Genomic DNA, 25,806 nt, shown 5'->3' with positions numbered 1-25,806 from the left:
TCTTGCTACTCTTACCCTAGTGAATACACGATCAACATGGAGGAGTGAGACCTATGATCAAAAAAGAGAAGACAGGCTGGAAGAAGCTGTCCATGGTTGTAGTGGCGATGCTGGTCTTTGCTGGCTGCGCTACACAGCAGACCGCCCAACCCACCTCAACAGCGAGTGAGGCCAAAGATAAAACAGCGAGTGGGGCATCGGGAGCAATCAATCTAGATTCCTACACCCCGCCTAGTATGGACAAGGTGCCAGAAGGGCCATTGGGAGAATCGATTAAGTATGGACATAAGTTAATGAATGAAACGAGCACAGTGATCCCTGAATACACAGGGAATAAGCTCTCCTGCTCTAGCTGTCACGGTAATGCCGGAATGGATGCGACCTCCCCTTTAACGGGTGTCACCGCAGTCTATCCCCAGTACATTCCAAGGTCTGGCAAAGTGGTTACCATTGAAGATCGCATCAATGGTTGTTTTCAACGAAGCATGAACGGAAAGCCATTGCCTTATAACAGCGATGAAATGAGAGCGATGGTAGCCTATCTGTCGTATATCTCAACAGATGTACCAGTAGGCATTAAAGAGCGCCCGTGGATAGAGAAAAATGATATGAAGAGCGTACCTCAACCGAATGTGGCAAATGGAGAAGCCCTCTTTCAAAAATCGTGTTTACAATGCCACGCAGCTGATGGTTCAGGTACAGGACCAAACTCTGGACCAGCCCTATGGGGGGATAACTCCTTCAATATTGGTGCAGGTATGGCCCGTATTTCCAAAGCTGCTGGCTACATTCAGCGCAATATGCCTCTAGGGGAAATGGGCGGTATTAAGCAAGGCTCGTTAACCGATCAAGAAGCAGCGGACCTAGCTGCCTATATTTTGTCCAAGCCGCGTCCGGACTTTGTCAAAAAGGCACAAGACTGGCCAGCTGGAGGCGTTCCAAAGGATGTACCGTATGAAGTAGACAGCGCCAAGAAGAAGCAATAGGAACTCAATACCGAACCCCAGAAAGGGGACTGTCCCAAAAGTTATAAAATGACGGAGGGGTAGTCCTCTTTTTGATAAAATGGGAGGAGCAGCCACCAGATTATTCCGTCATTCTTGAACCAGCATGGCGTATTATCAAAAAAGGAGACCCAAAATGAGTAAAATCTTTCAAAAAGGCATTATTTTCGATATGGACAATACCTTATTGCAATCCAGGATCAACTTCGCAGAGATGAAGCGGGCCATCTTTCAGCTATGGGTGGACAATGGGATCGTTTCTCCCACGCTTGAGTGGGAAAAGCATACGGCATCACAGCTCATTGAGATCGGGCGAAAAGCAGAGCAAATGACGAGAGAGCTGGAGCAAGCGATGTGGGATGCGGTAACCGCGATCGAGAAGGAAGGGATGCATGGCGCTGTGCTGGAGCAGCACGCGGTAGAAGTGTTAGAAGAATTGAAGAACCGCTATCAGCTATATATTCTGACCAACAACGCTTATGCCGCTGCGGAGGAGGCTTTGAACGAGACGGGGATCGCCTCCTACTTTGACGAAATCGTCGCCCGCGAGCAGATGACGACCTTGAAGCCATCTCCATCGGGCATTCACTATATTCGCAGCCGCAAGCCGGATTGGCCTGTTTCAGCTTGGACGATGATCGGGGATTCGTGGATCGATGGTAAGGCGGCGTGCGACGGACAAGTTGCTTTTATTGCCTATCAAGGGAACGAGCAGGACATGGAGCGAAATGGTGTTGTGCCAAGGGCATACATTAGAGACTTAAAAGAACTACTGACGGTCCTCGAAATGTGCGAGCAAGGGTAAAGTGCACTTCTCCCATAAATGATTACAGACTATCGCGAAAAGTATGCTATACTTTGCCTAACTGAATACCAGCCTTCAGGGTAGGGTGCAATTCCCGACCGGCGGTAATGACGAACGCACGTCTGAGCCCGCGACTCGCTATCGTAAGCAGTTGATAGCGACTGACTTGGTGCAAATCCAAGGCCGACGGTACAGTCCGGATGGGAGAAGGTATTTGGAACGGCCTGTTTCGCTGTTTTTTTTCAAAAAACGGTAGAAGCAAGGCTTCTTTCTGAACGCCCTGAGCATAATATTCATGGGCGTTTTTATTTTTCATAAAACTTCATAGCGACAATCTTCAGGGCAAGGTGAAATTCCTGACCGGCGGTAATGGCGTATGTACGTCTGAGCCCGCGACTCGCTGACCACACTTGCAGCGACTGATCTGGTGAAAGTCCAGAGCCGACGGTACAGTCCGGATGGAAGAAGATTTTTTTGCTTTCTTCATTTGTTTTTTTGGAAAACGGATGAGGTAAGGCTTCTTTCCTTATGCCCTGAAACGCTTTGAGGTTTCAAGGGCTTTTTGTGTTGTTTGGCTGGAATGATGGAACAGAAAGGAGTGCGGTATGGAACAGGACAGCAAGTACATGGATCTGGCGCTGGAATTGGCACGATCGGCACGAGGTCAAACCAGTCCGAATCCCATGGTCGGAGCTGTGATTATGAAAGATGGAACCATCGTCGGAATGGGAGCGCATCTGCGAGCAGGAGAGCCCCATGCTGAGGTGCACGCACTGCGGATGGCCGGGGAAAAAGCGCAAGGTGCGACCGTGTACGTGACCTTGGAGCCTTGCAGTCACTATGGGAAGACACCGCCGTGTGCAGAGGCGTTGATTGCAGCTGCTGTACGTCGTGTCGTTGTAGCGACGCTCGATCCGAATCCATTGGTGGCGGGAAGAGGAATGGAGATGCTGCGGGCAGCAGGAGTGGAAGTAGCGGTGGGCGTGAGAGAAGAGGAAGCGAAGGCGCTCAATGAAGTCTTTTTCCATTACATCCAAACAAGGCGTCCATTTGTGACGGTAAAGACGGCCAGTACATTGGATGGGAAAATCGCTTCGTTCACGGGACACAGTCGATGGATTACTGGTGCAGAGGCTCGGGCAGAGGTGCATGAATTGCGCAGGCAGCACGATGCGATCCTCGTTGGGGTAGGGACGATTCTCGCGGATGACCCACTGTTGACGGCGCGCCAGGAAGAGCAGCGTTTTGGAAGCCAGCCAGTTCGCGTGATTTTGGACAGCCATTTACGGACGCCGCTGGATGCCCGTGTGGTCCAGAATGCAGATGCGAAGACATGGATCTTTGCGACAGATACAGCCCCAAAGGAGAAGCAGGAGCTACTTGTGGCAAGAGGAGTAAAGGTCATCACAACGGCAGGGCCAATTCGCGTGGAAAAGGTGCTGGATACGTTGGGAGAGATGGGAATTACCTCGCTGCTTGTGGAAGGTGGGCAGGAGGTCAATGGCTCCTTTTTGCAGGCGAGAGCGATTCAAAAGGTCGTGAGCCATATCGCGCTAAAGCTGATCGGGGGAAGCAGTGCACCTTCGCCATTCGGAGGTCAAGGCTTTGCGACGATGGGAGAAGCGGTACAGCTGGCAAATGTCACGATCACGCCGATCGGGAAAAGCGATGTACAGATCAGCGGGTACCCACAATGGGAGGATCAGACGTAGCGAGTGAGGAGGAGAGAGCATGTTCACAGGACTAGTCGAAGAAGTGGGCGTGTTGGAATCGATTCAAGGGAACGAGCAGGCGAGTCGACTGGTCATCCGCGCACACCAGGTACTCGAAGGGGTGAAACTCGGTGACAGCATCTCGGTCAATGGTATTTGTCTTACCGTTACTTCTTATACCAATCGCCAGTTTAGCGTCGATGTGATGCCAGAGACGATGAACAAGACGAGCTTGCGCCAATTACGCAGTGGGCAGCGAGTGAATTTGGAGAGAGCGATGCGGCTGGGGGACCGATTCGGGGGGCATATCGTCTCCGGACATGTAGACGGGACCGGAATGGTTGCTTCACGAGAGGTGAATGCGAATGCTGTCGTGTTTCGGATCGAGGCCAAACCGCAGCTGTTGAAGTACGTTATTGCCCGTGGATCGATTTGCATCGATGGCATCAGTCTCACTGTGGTGGACGTAAACGATAGCGGTTTTACCGTTTCGATCATTCCACATACGCTGGCGAATACGAGTCTTGCAGACAGACGCCCTGGGGACTTGGTGAATCTCGAAACGGATGTCATCGGCAAATATGTGGAGCGTTTGTTAGGTTATCAAAACCATGGCACTACAGAAAAATCTGGCGGGCTCAGTCTAGACTTTTTACAGGAAAACGGCTTCGCGTGAATAGGAGGGAGAAAGCATGTTTCACAGCATAGAAGAAGCATTGGAAGATTTGCGTCAGGGCAAGGCGGTCATCGTGGTAGACGATGAGGATCGGGAAAACGAAGGAGATTTTGTCTGCATGGCCGAAGCGGCTACGCCTGAAATGATCAACTTCATGATCACACATGGCAGGGGACTCGTTTGCGTACCAGTGACAGAAGAGCACGCGACTCGCTTGCAGCTGGCTCCGATGGTGAATGCCAATACAGACAAGCAAGGAACGGCTTTTACCGTGTCTATCGACGAAGGGAGTACACATACAGGGATATCTGCTCATGAGCGCTCTCAGACGGTCTTGGCGATGCTTGACGAGCAGAAGGTCGCAGACGATTTCCGCAGACCGGGACATATTTTTCCGTTAATCGCGAAGGCTGGCGGTGTATTGCGCAGAGCGGGACATACGGAGGCGGCAGTTGATTTGGCTCGCTTGGCGGGGGGCATTCCAGCGGGAGTGATCTGCGAAATTATGAATGAAGATGGCTCTATGGCACGTCTGCCGCAATTGGTAGAGATCGCACGCCGTTTTGATCTCAAGCTGATTACCATTGCAGACTTGATCGCGTATCGGATGCGGACGGAATCCATGGTGAAAAAGGAAATCGAAGTGCAGCTACCGACCGCCTACGGTGATTTTCGGATTGCTGCTTACACGAATGAGCTAGATGGCAAAGAGCATGTGGCTCTTATCAAGGGAGAGATCAGTCCGGATGAGCCCATTCTCGTCCGCGTGCACTCGGAGTGCTTGACAGGAGATGTTTTCGGCTCTCATCGCTGCGACTGCGGCCCACAGCTGCACGCAGCATTGGAACAGATCGAAGCGAATGGACGCGGCATTTTATTGTACATGCGCCAGGAGGGCAGAGGCATTGGCTTGATTAATAAGCTGCGTGCCTACAAGCTGCAGGAGGAAGGCTTGGATACGGTTGAGGCCAATGAAAAGCTAGGATTCGCCGCTGATCTGCGAGATTACGGTATCGGTGCGCAAATTTTGCGGGATTTAGGCGTGCAACGCATGCGGCTTTTGACCAACAACCCACGAAAAATCCGCGGGCTTACCGGTTACGGATTAGCGGTAGAAGAACGGGTGTCGCTTCAAACGCCAGAGCATCTGCACAACAAACAGTACCTATCAACAAAACAAGAGAAGCTGGGTCACCTGCTTCATCTGAACGGATAAGGAGAGGGATTAAACGATGAGAACATTCGAAGGACATTTGGTTGGAACAGGTTTGCGTGTAGGGATTGTGGCAGGACGTTTTAACGAATTAATCGTAAGCAAGCTGGTCGGAGGGGCTCTCGATGCCCTGAAGCGTCACGGCGTAGAGGATGAGCAGGTAGACGTGGCATGGGTACCGGGGGCGTTTGAAATTCCGTTGATCGCCAAAAAAATGGCGGAATCCGGTCGCTATGATGCGGTTGTTACATTGGGAGCTGTCATTCGTGGCTCCACTCCACACTTCGATTATGTCTGCAATGAGACCGCAAAAGGAGTTGCGTCTCTATCACTATCGACTGGGATACCCGTTATTTTTGGTGTTTTGACGACAGACAATATCGAGCAAGCTATCGAGCGAGCAGGAACCAAAGCAGGCAATAAAGGCTGGGAAGCAGCAACGGCAGCGATCGAAATGGCTAACTTATCTAAGCAGTTCGCCTAATCATTTCATAGGGATAGCGAGATAGTTCAACGGGGGCTTCGGCTCCCGTTTTCTATTTTTTTGGATAAAGTAACCACAGATAGGTCAAAGTAAGAAAGATTTTCCTGAAAAAAAGGGGGATCTAGCATGAAACCGACTGAATGGTGGAGAGCGCAAGTAGAGGCCATACAAGCAAAGCAGCGCATCCGTTCGGTTCATGCGCGGCGAAGCGAACAAATTACACCGGATATGGTAAAACAACGTATGCAAAACGTGGATGACCTCAGCAGCTTGTCATTGAAGATGAATGACGAGGAGGTACACGTTTTTTTTCTCGATACGCTGGTGGATGTGTCCCAGATTTATGAGAATGTCTTTCTTCCGTTGCAGCGTTCCGATGGTAGAGATCCGATGGAGGTGCTCCCTTTCTCACAGGAATGTCTTCTTGACGATATGGAGACGTTGATGAGTAATTTGCTACGCGGTCATACCATCTTGTTTTTTCTGGAAAGGGATCTCATTCTTCATGTGAATACATTTCAGGTCGCACATCGTTCCATTACGAAATCCGAGACGGAGGCGACCGTCCTTGGACCGCAAGACTCCTTTGTTGAAATGCTGGAGATCAATTTGTCCTTGCTTCGGAGAAGACTCGCTACACCTCATCTGAAAGTATCGAGCTACACGATCGGCACCGAGGCGCACAACAAGGTAGCCGTGATTTATTTGGAGAACATCGCGAACGCGGAAAATGTGGAGCGCGTGAAAAAAAGGATCGACAATGTCATTTACCATGGATTTGTCGGGATGCCTGTCCTAAAGCAAATGCTGGAGGACAAGCCGTACTCTCCGTTCCCGCAGTTTGGCTTGACGGGTCGGCCTGACAATGCAACAGCAGCTTTGTTGGACGGCAGGATCGTAATCATGCTGAATGGCAGCCCGGATGCCGCGATCTGTCCGACGTCCTTTCTGGAGATGTTTAGCAGCCCCGAAGACTTTTACAATCGATGGTCTACGGCGAGCTTGCTGCGGATGATTCGTTTTTTCGGATTGTTTATCACCATTATGCTCACCTCCAGCTACGTCTCTGTCTTGACGTACCATCCGGAAATGCTTCCTCCCGCTTTGCTGACGATTTTGTCTGAATCGCGCAGTCGGGTGCCTTTTCCACCCGTGATCGAGGTGCTCATTATTGAGCTCGTCATTGAGATCTTGCGGGAAGCGGGGATACGCATGCCGACTAAAATCGGTCAGACAATCGGTATCGTTGGCGGTATCGTGATCGGGACAGCCTCTGTACAAGCGGGGTTAGCCAGTAATATCCTGATCGTCCTTGTTTCTGTATCGGCACTGCTTTCTTTTGTGCCACCCAATTTTTTGATGAGTAATGCGATTCGGCTCGTTCGCTATGGTTTCATCCTGATGGCAGGTGTATTGGGCATGTACGGCCAGATGCTGGCACTGGCGTTTTTATTCGCGCACTTGCTCAATCTGACTTCGCTCGGTACGCCGTACATGACCCCGGGAGTTCCGCGTCAATGGACGGATTTGATGAATGGTCTCGTACGTGCACCATTGAGGTTTATCGTCAATCGCAACCGCATGTCCCGGGCAAAGCAAAAGCATGTCCGGCCAGTTGGGGAGGACTAGGGGGATGGATAGAGGGAGAATTGCCAGCCTGAATCCGATCCTGGTAATCGGATTGATTATGAATACGATGGTGGGTGTTAATTTACTTGGATTGGCTCATTCTGCTAGCAAACTAGGCTACAATCTGTGGTGGTCTCCGATTTTGTTGGGAAGCATTGTCAGCTTAACGTTAATTCCAATGATGGCCTTGTGTCGTCGCTATCCAGAGGATAATCTTTTTCGGATTCACGAAAAGCTGTTGGGAAAATGGCTGGGACGCTGTTTCAATGTGCTGATTATCCTCTACGCTATTCTGAGTGTATCTACCGCCAATGAAGGATATGTTAGGCTGGTGCAAACCTCCATGCTGAACAATCAGACAGTCACATTACCTTTGATCGGATTGACTTTGGTCATGGTCTACATTACAAATGGCGGCATCAAATTGATCGCGCGTTTTTGTCTGCTAACCTTCTTTTTTACGGGCTGGATGGTTTTTCTTTTGCAGTACGGATTTCAAAAGGGAGGAATCACGCATATTTTTCCTCTTATTAATACCGATTGGCGCAGTATAGCCGAAACCATACACAATTCTTCCGCGAGCATGCTGGGGTATGAATTGGTCCTGTTTTTCTATCCATATATCCAAGAGAAGAACAAGGCACACAAGCATGTGCTGATTGGGGTATGGAGCGTGGTTTTGTTATACGTCCTGATTCTGATCACAAGCGTATCTTATTTTTCCGAATGGCAAATGGACAATCTCATTTATCCCGTATTGAATTTGTTTAAGGCTGTAGAGCTGTCTTTTTTGGAGCGGATCGAAAATCTCGGGATTGGTCTCTGGGTCTTTCTCATTCTCAGCACGAGTACGGGATACTTGTGGGTTGCCCGTACCGGTCTGGAAGAAATGGCAGGCAAGACGAAGCTGTGGCATCTGCTTTTACCGACAATCATTTCGTTTCTATTCATTGTGGGGCCATTATCTGTAGAAAAACAACGCTATATTTATGACAAGGTTTCTGTTTATATGGCCTATGGATTGATCTTATGGCCGATTTTTTTGTTAATGATTCATTCCTTAAGGTTCGGTAGAGGAGAGCGGGTTTCATGAAGAGGGCGAGCAGGTTCATTGTTACGGTTATCCTCTTGCTCAGCCTTTGCGGTTGTGGGGGCGAACTTGAACGGCCGTCACTGGAAGACATGGCCATGATTGGGGTTATGGGCTTCGATTATGTGGATCGTGAAAAGATAGATGTCACCGTATCCGTACCGGTTCCCTCCAAAAATAAGCAATCCACGCAGGTGTACGCTACGGTTGCCTCGATGACGAGTGAGGCGATGCTGAATCTCGCGACAAAAGCGGAGAGGACAATGTCCCTCTCGCAGTTGCGCGTGATTTTGTTCGGGGAAGAATACGCCCGCAAAGTAGGGATCGGAAAAGTCATCCTTGATCTCTATCGCAATCCGATTGTAGGAGAAAATGTATACATTGCCATCGTAAAAGGAAAAGCGAAAGATGTCATCAAAGGAACCTATAGCCACAGTCCGGAAATCAACACGTATATGAACAACTTGCTCCGTCCGCGAGTGGAAACGGCCTTTTCGTCTTTTGCGACCATTCACGATTTTGTTTTTATGATGACTAGCAATACGATGGACCCCAATCTTCCTTATCTTATCAGGAGTGACGGAGAGATTCAGATCACCAAGGTGGCCCTTTTTCGAGTGGATAAGATGATCGGAATGTACTCACAGCGAGAGGGGAAGCTGGTTCAGGGGTTTCTGGGCAGAAATCGCTTGCCCCGTATGAGCTTTGAGTTCAAGCACGAGGCGAAGGCAGGTAAAAAACAAACGGAAAAGGTCATCTTCGATTTTGTACGGGCAAAAGCGAAAGTAAGAAGCAATGGCAACATGAAAAAGCCTGTCATCCACATCGAGCTTCGGGTGAGAGGGATGCTGGTGGGCTATTCAGGCAGCAAGGATTTGGAGAAGCGGGGGCAATATCGGACCATGGTTCAAGAGCTTGAGAAACGGATCAGTAAGGAAAGCATGGAGATGCTGGTACGTTTTCAAAAGCAAGGGGTTGACCCGGCGCAGCTCGAGGAGAGCATTCGCCAAAAATATGTTGGCAAATGGACACGCGAAACGGGTCTCGCCCTTTATAAAAAAGCGAAATTCAGTATCAAAGTTCATGTGGACATCGTCGGTTTTGGCACACTGAAATAAGGAGCAGCAGCATTCCGGTGTGGTTAGAACAGACGCTTGAATTCGCGCCAGATCGCACCCACAGTCCGGCTATTTACATTTTGGAGCTTGCCGTACAACAGGTTCGTCAAGCCAATAAAGGTGAGCTCCTGATCTTTCGTATACGGATACCAATTGAACTCACGCTTGCGTTTGCCCTGATCATGGATGACAGAAATACTATGCGTAAAGGCTTGCAATCCTGAAGGCCCGCGATAACGGCCGATGCCACTCTGTTTGACCCCGCCAAAAGGAAGATGGGGATTGGCGTAGCTGATAATAACGTCGTTGATGCACACATTGCCGCTGTCGAGCTGACGAGCTACGCGATCCGCTTTTGCTTTATCGCCTGACCAGACGGAGGCATTCAGCCCGTACGGTGAGCTATTAGCCAGACGAACAGCCTCCTCTTCGGTGGCAAAAGTCATGATGGGCAACACTGGACCAAAGGTCTCTTCCCGCATGATTTTCATGTCAGATGTCACGCTTGTGAGAATGGTCGGCGCGATATACATGCTGTCAGAGGAAGGAAGTCCCCCGGTGACAGCAGTCGCGCCAGCGGCCAGGGCTTCGTGCACATGCTCACGGACAATTCCGATTTGTTGGGAAGACGTCATCGAACCGACCTCGGCCTGATCTGGATAGCTTTGGCGCAATGCTTTTGTCTTTTCGGTGACCAGCTTGAGAAAATCAGGATATACCTTTTCATGGACAAAAAGCCGTTCCACAGACATACATACCTGTCCCGAGTTCGTAAAAGCCCCCCACACCGCACCATTTGCTGCCCGCTCCAGATGAGCGTCTTCGAACACGATCATCGGGTCTTTGCCACCCAGCTCCAATTCAACAGGGATCAAATGCTCCGCCGCCGCAGCCATAATTTTTTTGCCTGTCGCAACAGAGCCTGTAAAAAATATTTTATCTGGGCGAGCAGCCACTAGCGCCTGTCCAGCTTCGCGTCCCCCATGAAGGACGGTCACGACTCCATCTGGCATTGAAACAGCGGAAAACACCTCCTCAATGAGCAGTCCGGTAGAAGCAGTCACCTCGGAAGGTTTTAAAATAACGGTATTGCCTGCTACCAGCGCAGATAATACAGGAATGATGGCAAGCTGAAACGGATAATTCCACGGAGAGATGACCGCGACGACACCCATTGGCTTGTAGTGGATATACGATTTCTTCGGCCACAGCACGATAGAGGTCGGTACCGGCTGATCTGCCAGCATCTGATAAGCATGTTTTTCATAAAAACGGATCGTGTCGACAGTGACGAAAATTTCGGTCATGTACGCTTCCAACGTAACCTTTCCGGTAGCCTCACTAATTTTTTTGGCGATTTCTTCGCCATGATCGACTAAATAGTGCCGCAACCGCTTCAAATAGTCCAGACGCTCGGCCAACGATGTAGTAGACCAAGCTGGAAAGGCAAGCCGCGCACGTGCCACCGCGTCTTCTACTTGTGCTGGAGTCGCTTCCTGTAAAGAGCCAAGCTGCTCACCAGTGGCGGGATTTTGCATAGACATGACTGCCATCATGATTCACCTCGATTCAGGAGAGTAGGATTCAGTTGAGAAGAGTGTATACATCAAATGGGCAAAGGTCTGTTCAAAGCGGGTAATCGCTTCTTCCGGATTCTGTAACTCATCGAGTAAAAATTGAAAAAGGAATCCGTCGATTGCAGAGTAAATGAGTGAGATTGCGGAGTCTTCGTCGATGGTCAATGAGGTTTGTTCTTCGAGCTGCAATCGTACGAGCATACGAGAGATGAGCTGATGCAGACGGGATCGAATGACTTTTACCTGTTCACCAAATACTGGAACGTACATGGCCTGTACCTGCAAGTCATACCAGAGTCGATGAAGCTTTCGATCTTCTTGTAGACTACGGCACAAAACACGGCCTAAAGCTGCTGACCATTTTCCGGATGGAGCTGCGAGGACTTCGCGTTCCAGCTCCTCCATAAAACGTCCTTTGTAGCTAGAGATTACAGCGAGCAAGAGCTCTTCTTTGCTTGCAAAGTAATAATGCAGAATGCCAAGTGAGACGCCAGATTCCTTGGCAATGTCGCGTAAGGAAACAGAGGCATACCCTTTTTCAGCCAAGCAAGCAGTCGCTTGCTCAATCAAAAATGCCCGTTTTGCTTCGGCTTTTTTCTGGGTAGTCACATTCTCACCTCTTTTTTGGACAACTGTCCAGTTTTTCTGTTTTTATTGTATTTTTACAGATGATGTCTGTCAATGAAAAGAGCTGCCCATAAAAAAGAAGCGGCTTCATTGCCGCTTCTTTTGCCGTTCCCATCGTCGTAAATACGGATAAGGATCAAATGACCAATCTGCGCCACCTGTCTCCCGGTACATACCGTAATGCAGATGGGGAGGGAATTTGCCGGAAGTGCCAGGCTTCCCATAACCAGAGCTGCCAATATATCCGAGGACTTCTCCTGGCTCCACGATGTCACCTGGCTTCAACCCCTTTTTAAACGAGGACAGATGTGCAAAGTAATGGTACACATTGCCCATGTCACGCATGCCGATTCGCCATCCGCCAAATCTATTCCAGCCGATTACTTCGATGACTCCGTACGCTGTGCTGAGGACAGGGGTACCGTGGCTCGCAAAAATATCTGTGCCCTCGTGGATGCGACGACCACCCCAGCCGCGTGGCGCCCCCCATGTACTGCGGTAGCTGTAATCGTACCTCGCGGGGATAGGAAAATGCCGCTCATCTAGGTCCAGGTGTTGATACTTTGCATACACCTGCGCGAACTGCCTGATCGTCTTCACGGAACGATCCCGCTGATAGTACGACCAGAGACCGATTTGCCAATCTTCGTGGGAGAAGCCGTAATGGGATAGGTAATGAATGAAAGTAGTGAGTGCATCGAGATCGTTGTGACGATCTGCGACACCATCGCCATCTCCATCCATCCCAATCCCTTGAAAAAATTGGATAGATACCGGATTCGTATCCTCCGCGTCAGGATTGAACGCTCCTGCCCAACGATCACTTGGGATGTCCACAGCTGTTAGCCGCGAAACGTTTTCTTGCTCCTGCTTCTTTCGGCGTATTTTCATGGTACGCTCGTATTGATCAATGGCTGCCAAATAATTCCACGGAATGCCGTACATCGATTCCAAGCGCAAAAAAACTTGCAGACGCTTTTGAAGAACCGGGTCTTGCTCTTTGGCGGACGGAGCGATTCCGGCGACGGATTCTAGTGGAGAAATAGCTGCAACCACGCACAAGCTGATCTGAATGATTAGGCGGAAAACTCGCATGCCGTCTCCCTCCTGCCTCGTAGTCTTTTGTTGTAGTTTCTGCCAGTTGGAGTGAATTATCCAAGATACTTTTGGAAGGGCTTTTGATTGTTACCGAGGAAAGTTTTGTAAATTCGCAGTGGTAGAGGCAGGAGCACACCCTATCGTCAAAGAATTGAAATCTGGAGGAGTGTATTCCTTAAAAATCGTCATGAGGAGGCTGTGTGATGAGCAAAAAAGTGTTGATTGTAACAGGCGACGCTGTAGAGGCATTGGAGGTTTTCTATCCGTATTACCGCTGCTTGGAAGAAGGGTATGAAACGGTCATTGCAGCGCCCAGCGTGAAAACCCTGCACACCGTTTGCCATGATTTCGAAGCACACAGTGAGACATACACAGAAAAGCCTGCTTATCAGCTTCCCGCCCATGTTGCCTTTTCAGACATTAACCCTGAGGCGTTTGACGCTTTGATTATTCCGGGTGGACGAGCACCAGAGCATATCAGGCTCAATGAACACCTGAAGCCGATTGTCGCGCACTTCTTCGAGACGAACAAGCCAGTCGCAGCCATCTGCCATGGCTCTCAAGTATTGACGATTGTTCGTGAGCACTTAGCCGGTCGTGAAATCACAGCGTACCAGGCTTGCAGACCCGATGTAGAAGCGTGCGGAGCGATCTACCAAACGGAAACGCTCCATGTTGATGGCAATCTTGTTTCCGGACATGCTTGGCCAGACTTGCCAGGCTTCATGCGTGAATTCCTCCATTTGCTCAAGTAAACAACCAGTCCCCAAAACTTCCGTCATTGCTGGCGGAAGTTTTTTCGTTCTGAGAGATGCTTTTCATCCAGCCTTTTCCTCTGTATCATAAAGGGAAAATATGTTCGTCTGTTTCATGTGAGGAGTGGGAATGATCGTGCTGTCATTTATTCATACAGCGGATGTCCATCTGGATGCGCCGCTTCAAATGTTGGGGGAGCGCTACGAGCTGCGTCAGGATGATTTTCGTCAAACGATGAAAAGAATCCGTGACCTCGTTCAGGAAAAGGAAGCAGACTTCTGGCTCATTGCTGGAGATTTGCTGGAATATCACGGGGGAAGACGATCCACTGCCTTGTTTTTACGTGATCTTTTTGCCAGCATCGCACCAACCCCTGTCGTGATCGCACCTGGCAATCACGATCCGTGGCGAGCGGATTCGTTTTATCAAACATTGGAATGGCCGGGGAACGTCTACTGGTTTACACCCGAGTGGGGAGTATATGAATTTCCCGAAAAGTCATGCGTGATTTACGGCTGGGGCTTCGGGCAGCCACATGTGTACGAGTCGCCACTCGATACATTTCCAGGAAAATTGGAAGGGTATACCCATCATCTGATGGTTCTGCATGCCAGTGTGCTTTCCAATTCAGGAGAAGGAGAGCATCATCCGTATGCGCCTGTCACCTTGCAGCAACTTGTACAGACGGGCATGGATTATGTTGCGATGGGACACATTCACAAGCCGGAATCATTCATACATCCTGTCAAAAAACAACCGTTCGCAGCTTACCCAGGCTCTCCAGAAGGATTGACGAGCAAAGAAGCGGGAGAACGACATGTTTTGTATGGAGAGCTGGATCATGATGGTAGGTTGCAGCTGACGGCGATTCCTGTCCAGTCACGCAAAATTCAAAAGCTGGAAATCAAAGCGAATGGAGTCGAAACAACTGAGCAGCTCATTGATCGAATGGAGCAGCAACTCATAGAGGAAAAAGACTCCGATATGATGTACATCACGCTAATAGGGGAGAGAGCAGCCCATTTTCAACCTCCCTTGTCCGTCCTTCAACAGCGATTTTCCCGATTTTTTTTGTTGCAGCTGGCAGACCAGACCTGGCCTGATGTGGATGAGGACAAGCTGATCGCAGATGGTGGCGTCTGGGGGAGATGGCTTTCCAAACTGGCAGAGGCGGAGTCCCGTGCGCAAAATGAGGACGAGCGAGAAATCGTCAGGCTAGCCAAGCAAGAGGCTTTGGCGCGGATTGGAGGGAGCATTCGATGAAAATAGAGGAGTTAGTGCTGGGGAGCTTCGGAAAATGGCAGGATGCTTCCTTTCGGTTTGCTCCAGGCATCAATTTGTTTTATGCCCCCAATGAGTCAGGAAAATCAACTATCCTACAAGGTATTTTCGCTGCCTTATATGGAATGAAACGCGATTACGTCAAAACGGCGCGATACTTGCCTGAATATGAAAAGTACCGTCCGTGGCAGAGTGGCTCATATGAAACGATCATTACATACAAATTAGCGGGCAAAACCTATCGTCTGCACCGTCAATTGACGAAGGAAAGGGAGGAGGCACGCCTCTTTTTGGACCCCGAATGGACGGAGCTGACTGAGCTTTATTTGGAAGACAGGCGCAAGGAACGGAATTTTATCGAAAAGCATACGGGCCTTACACGCAGTCTATTTACAGATTTGACGTGGATCAGGAGGGAACCGCTTCAAGCGGCTGAGCATTTGATTCCGACTTTTACGACTGCGGAAGAAGCCAATCCGGCTGTCCAACAAATTTTGGCCGAGCTGGATCGAGAGGTTACCCTCATCGGAAAAAAAGAATGGGCTGAAAATACACTATTGGGAAAAGCCGCTACGAAGGTAGCTCAAAAAGAGCAGGAGAAAGAAAACGCAAAGGTAGCTTGGCGAACAATCAGCCAACTGACGCTGCAAATAGCGGAAGCGAAAGAAGAATGTCAGCAATTAGAACTGCGGCGAAGCCGATTGCAGCAGCATTTGGAGCGTTCGATTGGACAAGCAAAGGCGTTGCAGGAACGCTGGCAACGAAGCCATGCTCCTGTCAGTCAACAAGACTGGGAGTGGTGGGAGCAAACAGCTCATTCAGAGGGCGAGTTGGCCATTCATCAAGAGGCAAAACGCGGTCTCACGCAGGTAAACATGCCGACGGTAGCCGTACAACAGATGGATGACCAGCTTATCCCCTTACAGCACGATTATGAAAAAGGAACACAATTGCTCAAACAGCGAGAAGCACTGCATATTCGTTTGGCGACATTGGCTGTATCTGCCCTTTCTACAAGTCCGCGAAGATCAGCATCACGTAGCTCCCGACAAGGCAATCAGGCAAAAAGGAGACGGGGAGCTGCCCTTATGTGGGGCGGCGCAGGGATATTGTCTGTTCTCGGGTTAATCGGCTTCGTGAGTGGACATCCCATTCTGGGAGGGATTTCTGCGACCGTCGCGTTGTTGCTGTTTGGCTTTGGGGTTTTCTTGCTGCGAGTAGGCGGGAGTACGGGCGGAGTCAAACAGACAGCAGATCAAGATGCGGTACAGGATAGTCAAAAGGTACAAGAAGAGATCGCTTCCATCGATGCTGAGATCGCCACACTCGTTCAGAGATGGGGTGCGAGTAATTGGGATACATTTTTGGAAAGACGGGAAGGGCTACTGAAAAGCACAAACAAGCAACAATCTGAGCAGCTTCTATCGGAAATGGCGAAAACGAAGCAGGAAGCTGATTTGTCTGTTAGCTGGGGTGAGGCACTTCGCAACTTGCTGGATCAGGAAAGAAACGTGCTTGAAACCGAGCAAGGCAAATTACGCATCGAGATGGCAGGAATTGAGGAGAGACTGCAGGAGCTGCGGGAACAAATGGCAAGAGGAAGTGGGGAGATGGCGGTTCACGAGAGCCTGTCATTATCTCGCGCAACGGATGAGCTTGAGGAAGCGCAGGCAGCACTTCGTCAGCTGCAAAATAAGCGGGATGCCCTTCAGCTGGCTCGGGAAATGCTGCAGGAGGCAGTAGGGGAATGGCGGCGAGATAGCACACCCGCTGTGAATCAGCAGGCTTCGGAGATCATCGAGCATATTACAGGGGGAGCGTATCGAGATGTCAGACTCGATCCCCGTGACGGATTTGCCGTTCGTTTGCTTGCGCCGACCAAACAAATGGTGCTCGAGCAGGACCAATGCTCCACTGGGACCATCGATCAGCTTTACCTTGCCCAGCGTTTAGCCTTGATGCATCATGCCAAGCAGGCGGAGCCATTGCCTCTCTTTTTCGATGATCATTTTGTCCATTATGATGAAGAACGCCTTCGTCGAACGCTTGACTATGTCACCATGCTGGCACACGAACATCAAGTGTTTCTTTTCACCTGTCATGAGCGAGAGCTGCGCATGCTTGCGCCATTGCTTCGCCAAGAGGAAGGCCATGCCGTTCACCGAATCGGGTAATTGTTTCCGGGGTAGGAAAGAGGTTGCCCCTCCGAAATCCAACCTCTATAATGGAAATTGTTATTGTCTTGTACCATGATGTCACATGAGGAGTGAGCCCTATGACGCAACGCAAGCCGGAGTGGCTCAAGATCAACCTTGTTTCAGGATCAGAACTAGCCAGCTTTAAAGAGCTTAAGCAAACCATGCGCACGAAGACGTTACATACCGTTTGTGAAGAAGCAAAATGCCCCAACATTCATGAATGCTGGGCAAGCGGTACAGCAACTTTCATGATTTTGGGTGATATATGTACCCGTGCCTGTCGGTTTTGTGCAGTAAAAACGGGATTACCGACGGAGCTGGATACAGCTGAACCGGAACGTGTAGCAGAAGCAGCCGAACAAATGCGTTTGAAGCATGTCGTTGTTACTTCCGTTGCTCGTGATGATTTGGCAGATGGAGGCGCACAGATTTTTGCCGATACGATTCGTGCGATTCGTCGTCGACTGCCGTTTGCTTCCGTAGAAGTATTGATTCCCGATTTTATGGGGAACTGGGATGCGTTAAAAGTGGTCATGGACGCAAAGCCTGACGTACTCAACCACAACATTGAGGCGGTTCGCCGGATGTCAGATCGCGTACGGGCAAGAGCCAAATACGATCGGACGCTGGAACTGTTGAAAAAGGCGAAGGAATTCCAGCCGAGCATTCCGACGAAGTCCAGTCTGATGATTGGCGTAGGCGAGACGATGGAGGAAATCATTGAAACGATGGATGACCTGCGTTCTGTCGACGTCAACATCATGACGATTGGTCAGTATTTGCAACCGACCAAGAAGCATTTGAAAGTAGAAAAGTTTTACCATCCAGATGAATTTGCTCGCTTGAAGGATGAAGGCATGAATCGTGGTTTTAGCCACGTGGAGTCAGGACCATTGGTGCGCAGTTCGTATCACGCTCACGAGCAGGCGAGTGCCGCGAAGGAAACGATTGCAAAAGAATCCATGCCGAAAGCGCAATAATAAGTAACCCCCTCAACCGCCCATAAGAGCGTTGAGGGGGTTTTTCACTACTTGGGGGAGAGGCGTTTAGCGGCTGGTTGTTGTCTTCACGTTATGAGATGCTCCACCCATACGCTTGACGAGCGTGTCAATGCTTCTCGCATCTTCTGTACGCGCTGTACTCACATTGCTGGAGCGACTTGCTACACGAGCGATTTCTTGAATGTCATTCGGATTATCGGTGACATACACTTTGTAATAGCGTGGTGAAACCGATTCGGCGTTCATTCTTGCCTGTTTTTTCGCTGTGTGCGCATCTGCTCCTTGTGTATGCAAGCCTACAAAAACTTCTTTGTCCGTTACCAAGACGGTAGAACGCTGTACGCCAGGGCAGCTAGCAGTGACATTCCCTACAGCTTTTGCCAATGCTTCACGGTCTACATAGACGTTTGTTACACTGGCAGTTCTCATATGCTGACGGTCAGTCTGCACATAGCCCATGTGTGGCATTCCAGTTTGCATGACACCTGCTCCACCGCGGTTTGTACCATGCTGCTGGTAAATGGAATGGTTTGTACCAGTTGGCGCATTGTAAACACCCGCTGTACCCATACCAGCTTTATGATCCGTAAAGGCATTGTACGGTCTCATTCCACTCGTGTAGGCGTTGTAGTTGTTTACATGTGGGTAAGTACCATTTGGATATGCACCATAGTTATTCCCAGCATTGTTGGTCAGTCCCATGCCATTGCGAACATGAAGTCCATCACGAGTGCCGTCGTAGTTGCGGACGTGGAGCCCGTCGAGACTAGTGGTGCCAGCACCAGTGTAATTACGGGTATGATGATACCCATCAATGTTCGTCGAGCGCATGCCATCGTAGTTACGGACGTGCATTCCATCAAAATTTCGGACGTGCGGAGCAGACTGGTTCGACATCGTCTTGTTCGGATGCGTGTAATTAGGCGCAGCATTATTTGCACAACCAGAAGCCAACAGCACAATACCTGCAATTGCAGGATACAACCATGTCTTTTTCAATGGTAACACCCCCTACACGATAGAATGTCCAAAGGCACAGGTCAGTTATCGTGGGAAATTTAGCTCATGTTGCGTGAAATATGATAAGATGGACGTAGTATACATGCGTAAGGAGGAAGCGAGTTTGATTCGCACGCAAGCCGGTACTTATGAAGTCATGGAAGTAAATCGAGACGGCTGGAACCTTGAGGCGTTCAAGGAGCGCTATAGCGACATCCTCGACAAGTACGATTATATTGTAGGGGACTGGGGCTATGGTCAGCTTCGTCTTCGTGGGTTTTATATTGACGCTAATCGCAAAGTACCGTTCGAGCAGCGGATCGCCGCTTTGGATGAGTACCTGCATGAGTTCTGCAATTTTGGTTGTCCGTACTTCGTTTTGCGCAAGGTAAAAGCAAACGTTGGCAATGGTGACGACCAAAGCGGGCAAGACGAAGATGGTTTTGATACCATCATTGATATTCGTCAGGACATTCCTCGTGAAGAGGGTAGCTCTTCGCCTTATGTAGAACGAAAAGAACGTAGACGTTATCACCCGCGTCAAAATAAACAGGATCGCCAGAACAATGCTGGCGCCGATCGCAATGGGGCAGGGAGAAACGAACGTGGGGAGAAGCCAAAGTTCCAAAAGGATCGCCCTGATAAAAATGGCAAGGATTCCAACTCACGAGAGCGCCGTCCCAATCAATTCAAACCCAATCGCGAGCGCGATAAAGTCCCAACAGGACCAAATACACCAAAGCGTGAGTCCTAAAAATCAATCAGAATAACCGCCGCATAAAAAAGAGCCCTGGATGTCAGGGCTCTTTTCGTTTTGCGATTTAAAAACCACCGAGTCCGCCAAAACCACCGGGTCCACCGATACCGCCGGGTCCACCGAAACCGCCGGGTCCACCGAAACCGCCGGGTCCACCCAAACCACCAGGTCCACCGAAGCCACCAGGTCCACCAAAACCACCGGGACCCCAACCAGGCCAGCCCCATGTGGGCCAATAACCAGGCCAGCAAGTACTGCATCCCCACCAAGGATATGGCTGTGGGACGACAACGACCTCAGGACCGCGTCTTCTACGGAAAAAGACTGGGTGAGCCTGATCTTCTGGAATGTATTGAAAATCCTGGCCTGATGAGTAATAAGGTGGCTGGTCATATTGTGCAGGAACAAATTGGTTTTGATCGTATTCGTTTTGATCATATTGGACTTGATCGTATTGGTTTTGGTCATAAGAACTTTGGTCATAAGAACTTTGGTCATAAGAGCTTTGGTCGTATGGATAAGATTGCATGATGCGATTCGCACTCCTCTCGTTATCTGTCTGTGCATCTGTGCAGTAGCAGTATACGAGGCATACGCCTGTAAGGAGCATTGTCCATCAGGAAATGGGCGGAGGTTATCAATAAAAAAAGGAAGAGCCCGCAATGGCTCTTCCTTTGATGAATTAAATGGCTGCTTCCAAAAATGCTTTCAATTCTTCGGCTTCACTCTCATTCAAGTTGAACGCGAATTCCAGATAGCCTTCTTCTTCCAGATCATCATGTCCAATAATTGCGGAGCGTCCATTTTGAATGTTGATGACAATCGCCTTCCCATAAAAACGGTTGGTCGTTGTAATCGCGAGGTCAAAACGCGTAGCTTCCCCCGTGAAGCTGACAAAGCGCGTTCGAGTATCCTCGGCTTCGTCGTACAAGTAGAACAAATCATTTGCCATGTAGGTGTCCCTCTACTTCCATAAAAGATTTGGTTTGTGTTCGGTATTGTGTACAGCGCGGACAAAGCGAATGGTTTTGGTTTTGGCACGCATGACGATCGAATGTGTTTCCACCATATCATCGCCGAGGTAGCGTACACCTTGCAACAGCTCTCCATCAGAAACGCCTGTTGCCGCAAAAATGGCGTCGTCCCCTTTGACCAGATCGTTTAGCGTCAAGAGCTGCTCCGGATTATCGAGCCCCATTTTGATGCAACGCTCGCGTTCGCTGTCGTTTTGTGGCTTGAGCTGGGCTTGCATGTCGCCACCTAGGCACTTGATCGCTGCGGCACTGATTACGCCCTCCGGCGCACCACCGATCCCCAAGAACAGGTCAATCCCTGTATGCGGCAGACAGGCAGCAATCGCTGCACCCACATCGCCATCTCCAAAAAGCTTCACGCGCGCACCCTTTTCACGAATGGCGTCAATTATCGCCTGATGGCGGTCACGTTCCTGAATAATGACCGTCACATCTTGTACGCGCTTGTTGTTTGCTTTTGCTACAACCTCTATCATTTTATCCACGGGATCGTAAAGGTTGATTTGTCCGGCAGCACGTTTGCCGACGGCCATTTTCATCATGTACATGTCTGGTGCATGCAACAGGGTGCCACGGTCTCCGATGGCGATAACAGACATGGCATTGTTGTGACCCTTCGCGACAATCGTCGTTCCTTCTAGCGGGTCAACTGCCACATCTACCTCAGGCCCGTCTGCTTCCTGGTTACCGAGCTTTTCACCGATATAGAGCATGGGGGCCTCATCCAGTTCACCTTCGCCAATAACGACGGTACCCCTCATGTTGATCGTGTCAAACATGGCGCGCATGGCGCTGGTCGCTGCTCCATCTGCTTCATTCTTTTTCCCGCGTCCCATCCAGTGAGAAGAGGCGAGTGCAGCCATTTCCGTTACCCGCACAATTTCCAGTGCCAATTCGCGTTCCACAGTGTGTTCCTCCCCTTATGCTTGCCGACAAAAATTCACCCCATCATTGTAACATAAAGTTATCACTGATTCGTCTTTTCAGCACCGAGAAAGTGGCGAGAACCTGAAAAGGAGGAGCGGAGTGTAGGGGATCTACATGAGCACCGGACTTTGAAAGGTGAACGCCACTTTCGATGTCGAATAATCCCCCGGTACAACTACGTGATCAAAAGACGAACGCGATTCGTGACAGGTCGTACAAATTTGGTATACTGAGGGATGAAAAGAGGTGAAACCGGTGAGCAATTCCTATTTGCAGGAAGGGGAATTGGTGCTTCTCGTCCTGGTGCTAACATTTGTGTTTACTGTTTACTACTCAAAACGCAAATCAAAAAAGCGAAAGTAAGGAGAAATATATGTACGACGTGAATACAAAACGAATCGACCAAGTATTGGAACATATGTCTCGTATGCTGGATCTGTTGGACAAGCTCAGTGAACGAGGAGCCAAAGAGGTTTTGGCAGATGAAGTAGCTGTTGCTGCGATGGAGCGAGCCCTGCACTTGTCTATCGAAGGAATAGTGGATGTCGGAAACGCGCTGATCGACGGATTCATTATGCGAGATCCAGGAAGCTACAGCGACATCGTGGAAATTTTGCGGGATGAGCAAGTCATCACGGATGAACAGGCTTTGATCCTGACACGTGTAACTGATTTCCGCAAGCATCTGGTCAATGATTATACAAGTGTGCCGGTTAATGAGATGTACAGTCTGGTAGAAGAAGCGACCAGTACTATTCGTCAGTTTGAGCCACAGGTAAGAGCCTTCTTGAAAAAAGAACTTTTTTAAAAAGTCGTTTTTAGTCTATCGCCATGTAGCGGATATTTTATACAAAAGACTTTCGTTTGTTTACTAAAACGTCTTCATCCACTACAATAGGTAGAAAGGACGGTGATACGTATGACAAACGAAGGAACGTCCACTCGTGATCAAATCCTGCATATGCTCAAGGTCAAAGGTTCACTCCCTGTCAGCGACATGGCCGTCGAGCTGGGGATTACTGAAATGGCGGTACGTCGTCATTTGAACACCCTGGAGAGAGATAATTTGATCAAGTCTACGCTTGTTCGCCAAGCGATGGGACGCCCAACGAATGTTTATTCATTGTCGCAGGAAGCAGACGAACTGTTCCCGCGCAATTATTCTCATTTGACATTAGATTTTTTACAAGACATAAAGGAAATCGACGGTTTGTCCAAAATAGAAATGCTATTTAGACGCCGCGAGAATCGCTTGGAGGAGACTTATCGCTCCTACATGCAAGGCGACCTGGAAAATCGTGTAGCCAAGTTGGCCGAGCTGCAAAACGATAAAGGCTACATGGTGGAATGGGAAAAGGACGAAAACGGAGACGGCTACCGGATTCAGGAGTTCAATTGCCCAATCTCACAAGTAGCCCGTGAATTCAACCAAGCGTGTAGCTGTGAGCTTTCCTTGTTCCGTCGGGTTTTGAAAGCCAATGTGGAGCAAACCACGTGCATGGCAAAAGGCGGAGATAAATGCGTGTTTCACATCAAGGAAGCGAAATAAAATAGCTATAACGACAGTCCACTCGAATCGGGTGGATTTTTTTCTTTTGTTTACAAGATTCCCCTAATACTGTAACGATGGTGTAATACAGTGGTTGTATTGTAATATGAAAATTAAAAAAGGAAGAAAATACCTCATGAAGAGATCATTCTCCATCATATTGGGCTTATTCCTCATTTTGGCTTCTTGCAGCACAACATCGTCGGAGCCTACGCATAATCAATTCAAAATTACTCTGACTGATGTATTCAAACACCAACATAGCTCTTCGGCCTATCAGTTTGAATTTATTACGAAAGAACTCTCCAATGTAAAAGACAAAGAGAGGTTGGCATATCTATCAGGAATGATTGATAGCTATTTGATTTCCAACCCCCTTTTCCTCCCATCCATTATCTTTACCAATGGAGAAACAAAACAGATTATTGCCGATGAACAATTACAATCTGAAATCGTAATGTTGTACCAGAATAAAAAAGAATATATTAAAAAAATTCAGTCATTAGTAAGTGAGAATAACCTTATGGAGATCCAAGGTAAACAAGATGAACTAAAGAAACTAAGTGAACTTATGGGGAGAATAAATGATAATAGGCTTTTCAGTAACGATAAGCAAAAAACTGATTCATTTAAGAAAGACCTAGAAACTGTTATTCGGGCATTCCCCAAATAAGAACGATGCAGGCACAGGATTCGGTTAACGTCCTGTGCCTTTTTCTATAATCAGGCAGGTATTAAGTACCTTTTTTTCTCCATTCTAGCAATCTTAATGCTGGTTTAACGTTTTCTTTATGTTGGACATTTACTATTTATGATGTAAAAGAGCAACTAAACACACAGAAAAGCAACAGAAAGGTGGAATGATATCAGGAAAGTATTGGTAGAACGGATGGGCGTCGTGACGAAAACAGATGAGGAGAGATCCGTAATGAAAAAAATGGTATCAAGTATAGCTGCTTCTGCCATCTTGTTGGGTGGAATCCTGCCAGTCGTTGATTTTGCTCAAGCAAAAGACAAAATTCCTGAGAAAAAGATGACGATGACATTTGACGTGATCAGTGATATCCAGGGAGACCTCCGAGATTTTAGTCACGTTTTGCAAGACATCAATGAGGAAAATCCAAAATCCAAAGCGCTGATCATTAACGGTGATATTACTCCTCGCGGTTACGATTTTGAATATCAAGCCGTGCAAGATGTGCTCGATAAAAATCCTCATCCCGAAAACGTGTGGTCCAGCATCGGCAATCATGAGTTTTATGTGCCGAAGTGGAAGAATCCCCAAACGCTTGCACAAAGTTCATGGCCAAACGGCACAACGGAAGAAGAGCTGTTCGATAACTTTTACCAATTCAGTGGAGAAGACAAAGTCTATCACCAAAAGGAAATTGATGGATATCCCTTCCTTTTCCTCGGCACAGAAAAATACATGAAATACCACGATCCAAAATTGTGGGATGAAGTTTACATGAGCGACGAGCAACTGGATTGGCTGAAAGATAATCTGAAGCGTTATAGCAAGAAGGACAAGAATAAGCCCATTTTTGTATTCTCCCACCATGTGCTTCCGGACAGTATCTCGGGCTCCAGACAAAGTCCATACACGAACGATTACCTGGATGTGGACAAGCTCCTCGACATCTTGAAAGACTATCCGCAAGTTGTTTTCTTTTCGAGCCACACCCATTGGGATCTGAACCTGCCGGATTGGGCAGGCAAAAAGAAAGTCAAAGGCGGAGACAAACGCGGCTTTACCGTCGTAAACACGGCAGGCATTGAAACGGGATGGATGTCAGCAGGTCCAGACGGGGGCGAAAAAGTCACGCCGGATGGAGGAGCTTTCAAGCAAGGACTACGCTTGCAGGTGTACGGTAATGATGTCGTCATCCAAGCGTATGACTACCAACACGACAAAGTAATTAAGCAACTCAGCATCCGTTATGGAAAAATCGAGCAGTTGCCGCCGGATGTACAGGCGGATGATGAGAATAATGTGCTTGTGAACGCGACGGAATACATGGAGTACGCAGTTGGCAAGCAAAAAAACTGGCAGGATTATGATCCCGAAGATCCACCGACATTTCCAGGATACCAGAACGTGTATGTCCGTCATAAAGGGGAAATGAACCTGGAAGCCGGCACGCCAATCATGGTCAAATTCAAGAAATAACGACATTGTGAATAATAGGGCCGATCGGGTCCTAAACAAAAAGCAGGAAGCGGTGAAGGCCGTTTCCTGTTTTTTGCGATAGGAAGGAGGAAGGATTACAC

General features: G+C 48.9%; 25 protein-coding genes and 2 riboswitches. Of the genes, 18 read left to right on the top strand and 7 right to left on the bottom strand.

From position 1 onward, the window contains the following. The first annotated feature begins 53 nt into the window (after positions 1-53). The 9 genes from HP401_RS09385 to HP401_RS09345 all read left to right on the top strand — a co-directional run bounded on the left by HP401_RS09385 (position 54) and on the right by HP401_RS09345 (position 9,731). Positions 54-986, top strand: a complete 933-nt coding sequence (locus HP401_RS09385; RefSeq protein WP_173604837.1) for a c-type cytochrome — start codon at positions 54-56, stop codon at positions 984-986. A 154-nt stretch (positions 987-1,140) separates the two neighbouring features. Then, positions 1,141-1,809 carry an HAD family hydrolase gene (locus HP401_RS09380; RefSeq protein ID WP_173604836.1) on the top strand — a complete coding sequence of 223 codons (669 nt, stop codon included), beginning with the start codon at positions 1,141-1,143 and terminating at the stop codon, positions 1,807-1,809. 67 nt (positions 1,810-1,876) lie between these two features. Continuing rightward, positions 1,877-2,025, top strand: a riboswitch (FMN riboswitch). A gap of 113 nt (positions 2,026-2,138) precedes the next feature. Continuing rightward, a riboswitch (FMN riboswitch) is annotated at positions 2,139-2,283 on the top strand. 131 nt (positions 2,284-2,414) lie between these two features. Beyond that, a complete protein-coding gene (gene ribD, locus HP401_RS09375; protein WP_173604835.1) occupies positions 2,415-3,521 on the top strand; it encodes a bifunctional diaminohydroxyphosphoribosylaminopyrimidine deaminase/5-amino-6-(5-phosphoribosylamino)uracil reductase RibD in 1,107 nt (368 codons plus the stop codon). 19 nt (positions 3,522-3,540) lie between these two features. Continuing rightward, positions 3,541-4,197 carry a riboflavin synthase gene (locus HP401_RS09370; protein WP_173604834.1) on the top strand — a complete coding sequence of 219 codons (657 nt, stop codon included), beginning with the start codon at positions 3,541-3,543 and terminating at the stop codon, positions 4,195-4,197. 16 nt (positions 4,198-4,213) lie between these two features. Further along, a complete protein-coding gene (locus HP401_RS09365) occupies positions 4,214-5,413 on the top strand; it encodes a bifunctional 3,4-dihydroxy-2-butanone-4-phosphate synthase/GTP cyclohydrolase II (protein ID WP_173604833.1) in 1,200 nt (399 codons plus the stop codon). Between the two features lie 16 nt (positions 5,414-5,429). After that, the gene (ribH, locus tag HP401_RS09360; RefSeq protein ID WP_015893048.1) at positions 5,430-5,894 is read left to right on the top strand and encodes a 6,7-dimethyl-8-ribityllumazine synthase; all 465 of its coding nucleotides are present in this window, start codon (positions 5,430-5,432) and stop codon (positions 5,892-5,894) included. Between the two features lie 126 nt (positions 5,895-6,020). Continuing rightward, positions 6,021-7,523, top strand: coding sequence for a spore germination protein (locus HP401_RS09355; protein WP_173604832.1), 1,503 nt, complete (start codon positions 6,021-6,023; stop codon positions 7,521-7,523). Between the two features lie 4 nt (positions 7,524-7,527). Further along, positions 7,528-8,616: a GerAB/ArcD/ProY family transporter gene (locus tag HP401_RS09350; RefSeq protein ID WP_173604831.1), complete on the top strand. Its 1,089-nt coding sequence runs from the start codon at positions 7,528-7,530 to the stop codon at positions 8,614-8,616. Continuing rightward, on the top strand, positions 8,613-9,731 hold the full coding sequence (locus HP401_RS09345) for a Ger(x)C family spore germination protein (RefSeq protein ID WP_173604830.1): 1,119 nt from the start codon (positions 8,613-8,615) through the stop codon (positions 9,729-9,731). The genes HP401_RS09350 and HP401_RS09345 overlap by 4 nt, the downstream gene beginning before the upstream one ends. A 23-nt stretch (positions 9,732-9,754) precedes the next feature. On the opposite strand, the gene HP401_RS09340 is transcribed toward HP401_RS09345, so the two are convergent. The 3 genes from HP401_RS09340 to HP401_RS09330 all read right to left on the bottom strand — a co-directional run bounded on the left by HP401_RS09340 (position 9,755) and on the right by HP401_RS09330 (position 13,030). Continuing rightward, a complete protein-coding gene (locus tag HP401_RS09340; RefSeq protein WP_173604829.1) occupies positions 9,755-11,287 on the bottom strand; it encodes an aldehyde dehydrogenase family protein in 1,533 nt (510 codons plus the stop codon). Between the two features lie 3 nt (positions 11,288-11,290). Then, positions 11,291-11,917 (bottom strand): TetR/AcrR family transcriptional regulator, encoded by a 627-nt coding sequence (locus HP401_RS09335; RefSeq protein WP_173604828.1) that lies wholly within the window; start codon positions 11,915-11,917, stop codon positions 11,291-11,293. Positions 11,918-12,022: 105 nt separating this feature from the next. Continuing rightward, positions 12,023-13,030 carry a M23 family metallopeptidase gene (locus tag HP401_RS09330; RefSeq protein WP_173604827.1) on the bottom strand — a complete coding sequence of 336 codons (1,008 nt, stop codon included), beginning with the start codon at positions 13,028-13,030 and terminating at the stop codon, positions 12,023-12,025. Between the two features lie 206 nt (positions 13,031-13,236). Here HP401_RS09330 and HP401_RS09325 point away from each other — a divergent pair, with 206 nt between their 5' ends. From HP401_RS09325 to lipA, 4 genes are all read left to right on the top strand, one after another. Further along, positions 13,237-13,788, top strand: coding sequence for a DJ-1/PfpI family protein (locus HP401_RS09325; RefSeq protein WP_015893041.1), 552 nt, complete (start codon positions 13,237-13,239; stop codon positions 13,786-13,788). Positions 13,789-13,924: 136 nt separating this feature from the next. Continuing rightward, positions 13,925-15,052, top strand: coding sequence for a metallophosphoesterase family protein (locus HP401_RS09320; RefSeq protein ID WP_173604826.1), 1,128 nt, complete (start codon positions 13,925-13,927; stop codon positions 15,050-15,052). Then, positions 15,049-17,244: an ATP-binding protein gene (locus tag HP401_RS09315; RefSeq protein ID WP_173604825.1), complete on the top strand. Its 2,196-nt coding sequence runs from the start codon at positions 15,049-15,051 to the stop codon at positions 17,242-17,244. Before HP401_RS09320 ends, HP401_RS09315 begins: the two co-directional genes overlap by 4 nt. 101 nt (positions 17,245-17,345) lie before the next feature. Continuing rightward, complete coding sequence (gene lipA, locus HP401_RS09310; protein WP_015893038.1) at positions 17,346-18,248, top strand: lipoyl synthase; 903 nt, start codon at positions 17,346-17,348, stop codon at positions 18,246-18,248. Positions 18,249-18,314: 66 nt separating this feature from the next. On the opposite strand, the gene HP401_RS09305 is transcribed toward lipA, so the two are convergent. Further along, positions 18,315-19,277: a YhcN/YlaJ family sporulation lipoprotein gene (locus HP401_RS09305; RefSeq protein ID WP_173604824.1), complete on the bottom strand. Its 963-nt coding sequence runs from the start codon at positions 19,275-19,277 to the stop codon at positions 18,315-18,317. Between the two features lie 79 nt (positions 19,278-19,356). Between HP401_RS09305 and HP401_RS09300 the strand changes: the two genes are divergently transcribed. Further along, positions 19,357-20,022: a YutD family protein gene (locus tag HP401_RS09300; RefSeq protein WP_173604823.1), complete on the top strand. Its 666-nt coding sequence runs from the start codon at positions 19,357-19,359 to the stop codon at positions 20,020-20,022. A gap of 67 nt (positions 20,023-20,089) precedes the next feature. On the opposite strand, the gene HP401_RS09295 is transcribed toward HP401_RS09300, so the two are convergent. The 3 genes from HP401_RS09295 to glpX form a co-directional block, all read right to left on the bottom strand. Then, entirely contained in the window at positions 20,090-20,554 is a 465-nt protein-coding gene (locus HP401_RS09295; RefSeq protein ID WP_173604800.1) for a hypothetical protein, read from the bottom strand. Positions 20,555-20,707: 153 nt separating this feature from the next. Further along, positions 20,708-20,977, bottom strand: coding sequence for a DUF3055 domain-containing protein (locus HP401_RS09290; RefSeq protein ID WP_015893034.1), 270 nt, complete (start codon positions 20,975-20,977; stop codon positions 20,708-20,710). 12 nt (positions 20,978-20,989) lie between these two features. After that, the gene (gene glpX / locus HP401_RS09285) at positions 20,990-21,964 is read right to left on the bottom strand and encodes a class II fructose-bisphosphatase (protein ID WP_064201371.1); all 975 of its coding nucleotides are present in this window, start codon (positions 21,962-21,964) and stop codon (positions 20,990-20,992) included. Between the two features lie 395 nt (positions 21,965-22,359). Here glpX and hepT point away from each other — a divergent pair, with 395 nt between their 5' ends. From hepT to HP401_RS09265, 4 genes are all read left to right on the top strand, one after another. Then, positions 22,360-22,794, top strand: coding sequence for a type VII toxin-antitoxin system HepT family RNase toxin (gene hepT / locus HP401_RS09280; RefSeq protein WP_173604822.1), 435 nt, complete (start codon positions 22,360-22,362; stop codon positions 22,792-22,794). A 111-nt stretch (positions 22,795-22,905) separates the two neighbouring features. Next, positions 22,906-23,535 (top strand): helix-turn-helix transcriptional regulator, encoded by a 630-nt coding sequence (locus tag HP401_RS09275; protein WP_064201373.1) that lies wholly within the window; start codon positions 22,906-22,908, stop codon positions 23,533-23,535. Positions 23,536-23,641: 106 nt separating this feature from the next. Continuing rightward, complete coding sequence (locus tag HP401_RS09270; protein ID WP_254457037.1) at positions 23,642-24,208, top strand: hypothetical protein; 567 nt, start codon at positions 23,642-23,644, stop codon at positions 24,206-24,208. Between the two features lie 255 nt (positions 24,209-24,463). After that, on the top strand, positions 24,464-25,705 hold the full coding sequence (locus tag HP401_RS09265; protein WP_173604821.1) for a DUF4073 domain-containing protein: 1,242 nt from the start codon (positions 24,464-24,466) through the stop codon (positions 25,703-25,705). Positions 25,706-25,806: the final 101 nt, after the last annotated feature.

Origin of the sequence: Brevibacillus sp. HB2.2 (assembly GCF_013284275.1) — a bacterium.
Lineage (GTDB): Bacteria > Bacillota > Bacilli > Brevibacillales > Brevibacillaceae > Brevibacillus > Brevibacillus brevis_D.
This window is presented reverse-complemented; position numbering and strand designations above follow the sequence as displayed.

Bases quoted from the DNA above. Each gene is read 5' to 3' on its own strand.
- HP401_RS09385 (WP_173604837.1), top strand. From the start codon at position 54: ATGATCAAAAAAGAGAAGACAGGCTGGAAGAAGCTGTCCATGGTTGTA.
- HP401_RS09380 (WP_173604836.1), top strand. From the start codon at position 1,141: ATGAGTAAAATCTTTCAAAAAGGCATTATTTTCGATATGGACAATACC.
- ribD (WP_173604835.1), top strand. From the start codon at position 2,415: ATGGAACAGGACAGCAAGTACATGGATCTGGCGCTGGAATTGGCACGA.
- HP401_RS09370 (WP_173604834.1), top strand. From the start codon at position 3,541: ATGTTCACAGGACTAGTCGAAGAAGTGGGCGTGTTGGAATCGATTCAA.
- HP401_RS09365 (WP_173604833.1), top strand. From the start codon at position 4,214: ATGTTTCACAGCATAGAAGAAGCATTGGAAGATTTGCGTCAGGGCAAG.
- ribH (WP_015893048.1), top strand. From the start codon at position 5,430: ATGAGAACATTCGAAGGACATTTGGTTGGAACAGGTTTGCGTGTAGGG.
- HP401_RS09355 (WP_173604832.1), top strand. From the start codon at position 6,021: ATGAAACCGACTGAATGGTGGAGAGCGCAAGTAGAGGCCATACAAGCA.
- HP401_RS09350 (WP_173604831.1), top strand. From the start codon at position 7,528: ATGGATAGAGGGAGAATTGCCAGCCTGAATCCGATCCTGGTAATCGGA.
- HP401_RS09345 (WP_173604830.1), top strand. From the start codon at position 8,613: ATGAAGAGGGCGAGCAGGTTCATTGTTACGGTTATCCTCTTGCTCAGC.
- HP401_RS09340 (WP_173604829.1), bottom strand. From the start codon at position 11,287: ATGATGGCAGTCATGTCTATGCAAAATCCCGCCACTGGTGAGCAGCTT.
- HP401_RS09330 (WP_173604827.1), bottom strand. From the start codon at position 13,030: ATGCGAGTTTTCCGCCTAATCATTCAGATCAGCTTGTGCGTGGTTGCA.
- HP401_RS09325 (WP_015893041.1), top strand. From the start codon at position 13,237: ATGAGCAAAAAAGTGTTGATTGTAACAGGCGACGCTGTAGAGGCATTG.
- HP401_RS09315 (WP_173604825.1), top strand. From the start codon at position 15,049: ATGAAAATAGAGGAGTTAGTGCTGGGGAGCTTCGGAAAATGGCAGGAT.
- lipA (WP_015893038.1), top strand. From the start codon at position 17,346: ATGACGCAACGCAAGCCGGAGTGGCTCAAGATCAACCTTGTTTCAGGA.
- HP401_RS09300 (WP_173604823.1), top strand. From the start codon at position 19,357: ATGGACGTAGTATACATGCGTAAGGAGGAAGCGAGTTTGATTCGCACG.
- HP401_RS09295 (WP_173604800.1), bottom strand. From the start codon at position 20,554: ATGCAATCTTATCCATACGACCAAAGCTCTTATGACCAAAGTTCTTAT.
- HP401_RS09290 (WP_015893034.1), bottom strand. From the start codon at position 20,977: ATGGCAAATGATTTGTTCTACTTGTACGACGAAGCCGAGGATACTCGA.
- hepT (WP_173604822.1), top strand. From the start codon at position 22,360: ATGTACGACGTGAATACAAAACGAATCGACCAAGTATTGGAACATATG.
- HP401_RS09275 (WP_064201373.1), top strand. From the start codon at position 22,906: ATGACAAACGAAGGAACGTCCACTCGTGATCAAATCCTGCATATGCTC.
- HP401_RS09270 (WP_254457037.1), top strand. From the start codon at position 23,642: ATGAAAATTAAAAAAGGAAGAAAATACCTCATGAAGAGATCATTCTCC.
- HP401_RS09265 (WP_173604821.1), top strand. From the start codon at position 24,464: ATGAAAAAAATGGTATCAAGTATAGCTGCTTCTGCCATCTTGTTGGGT.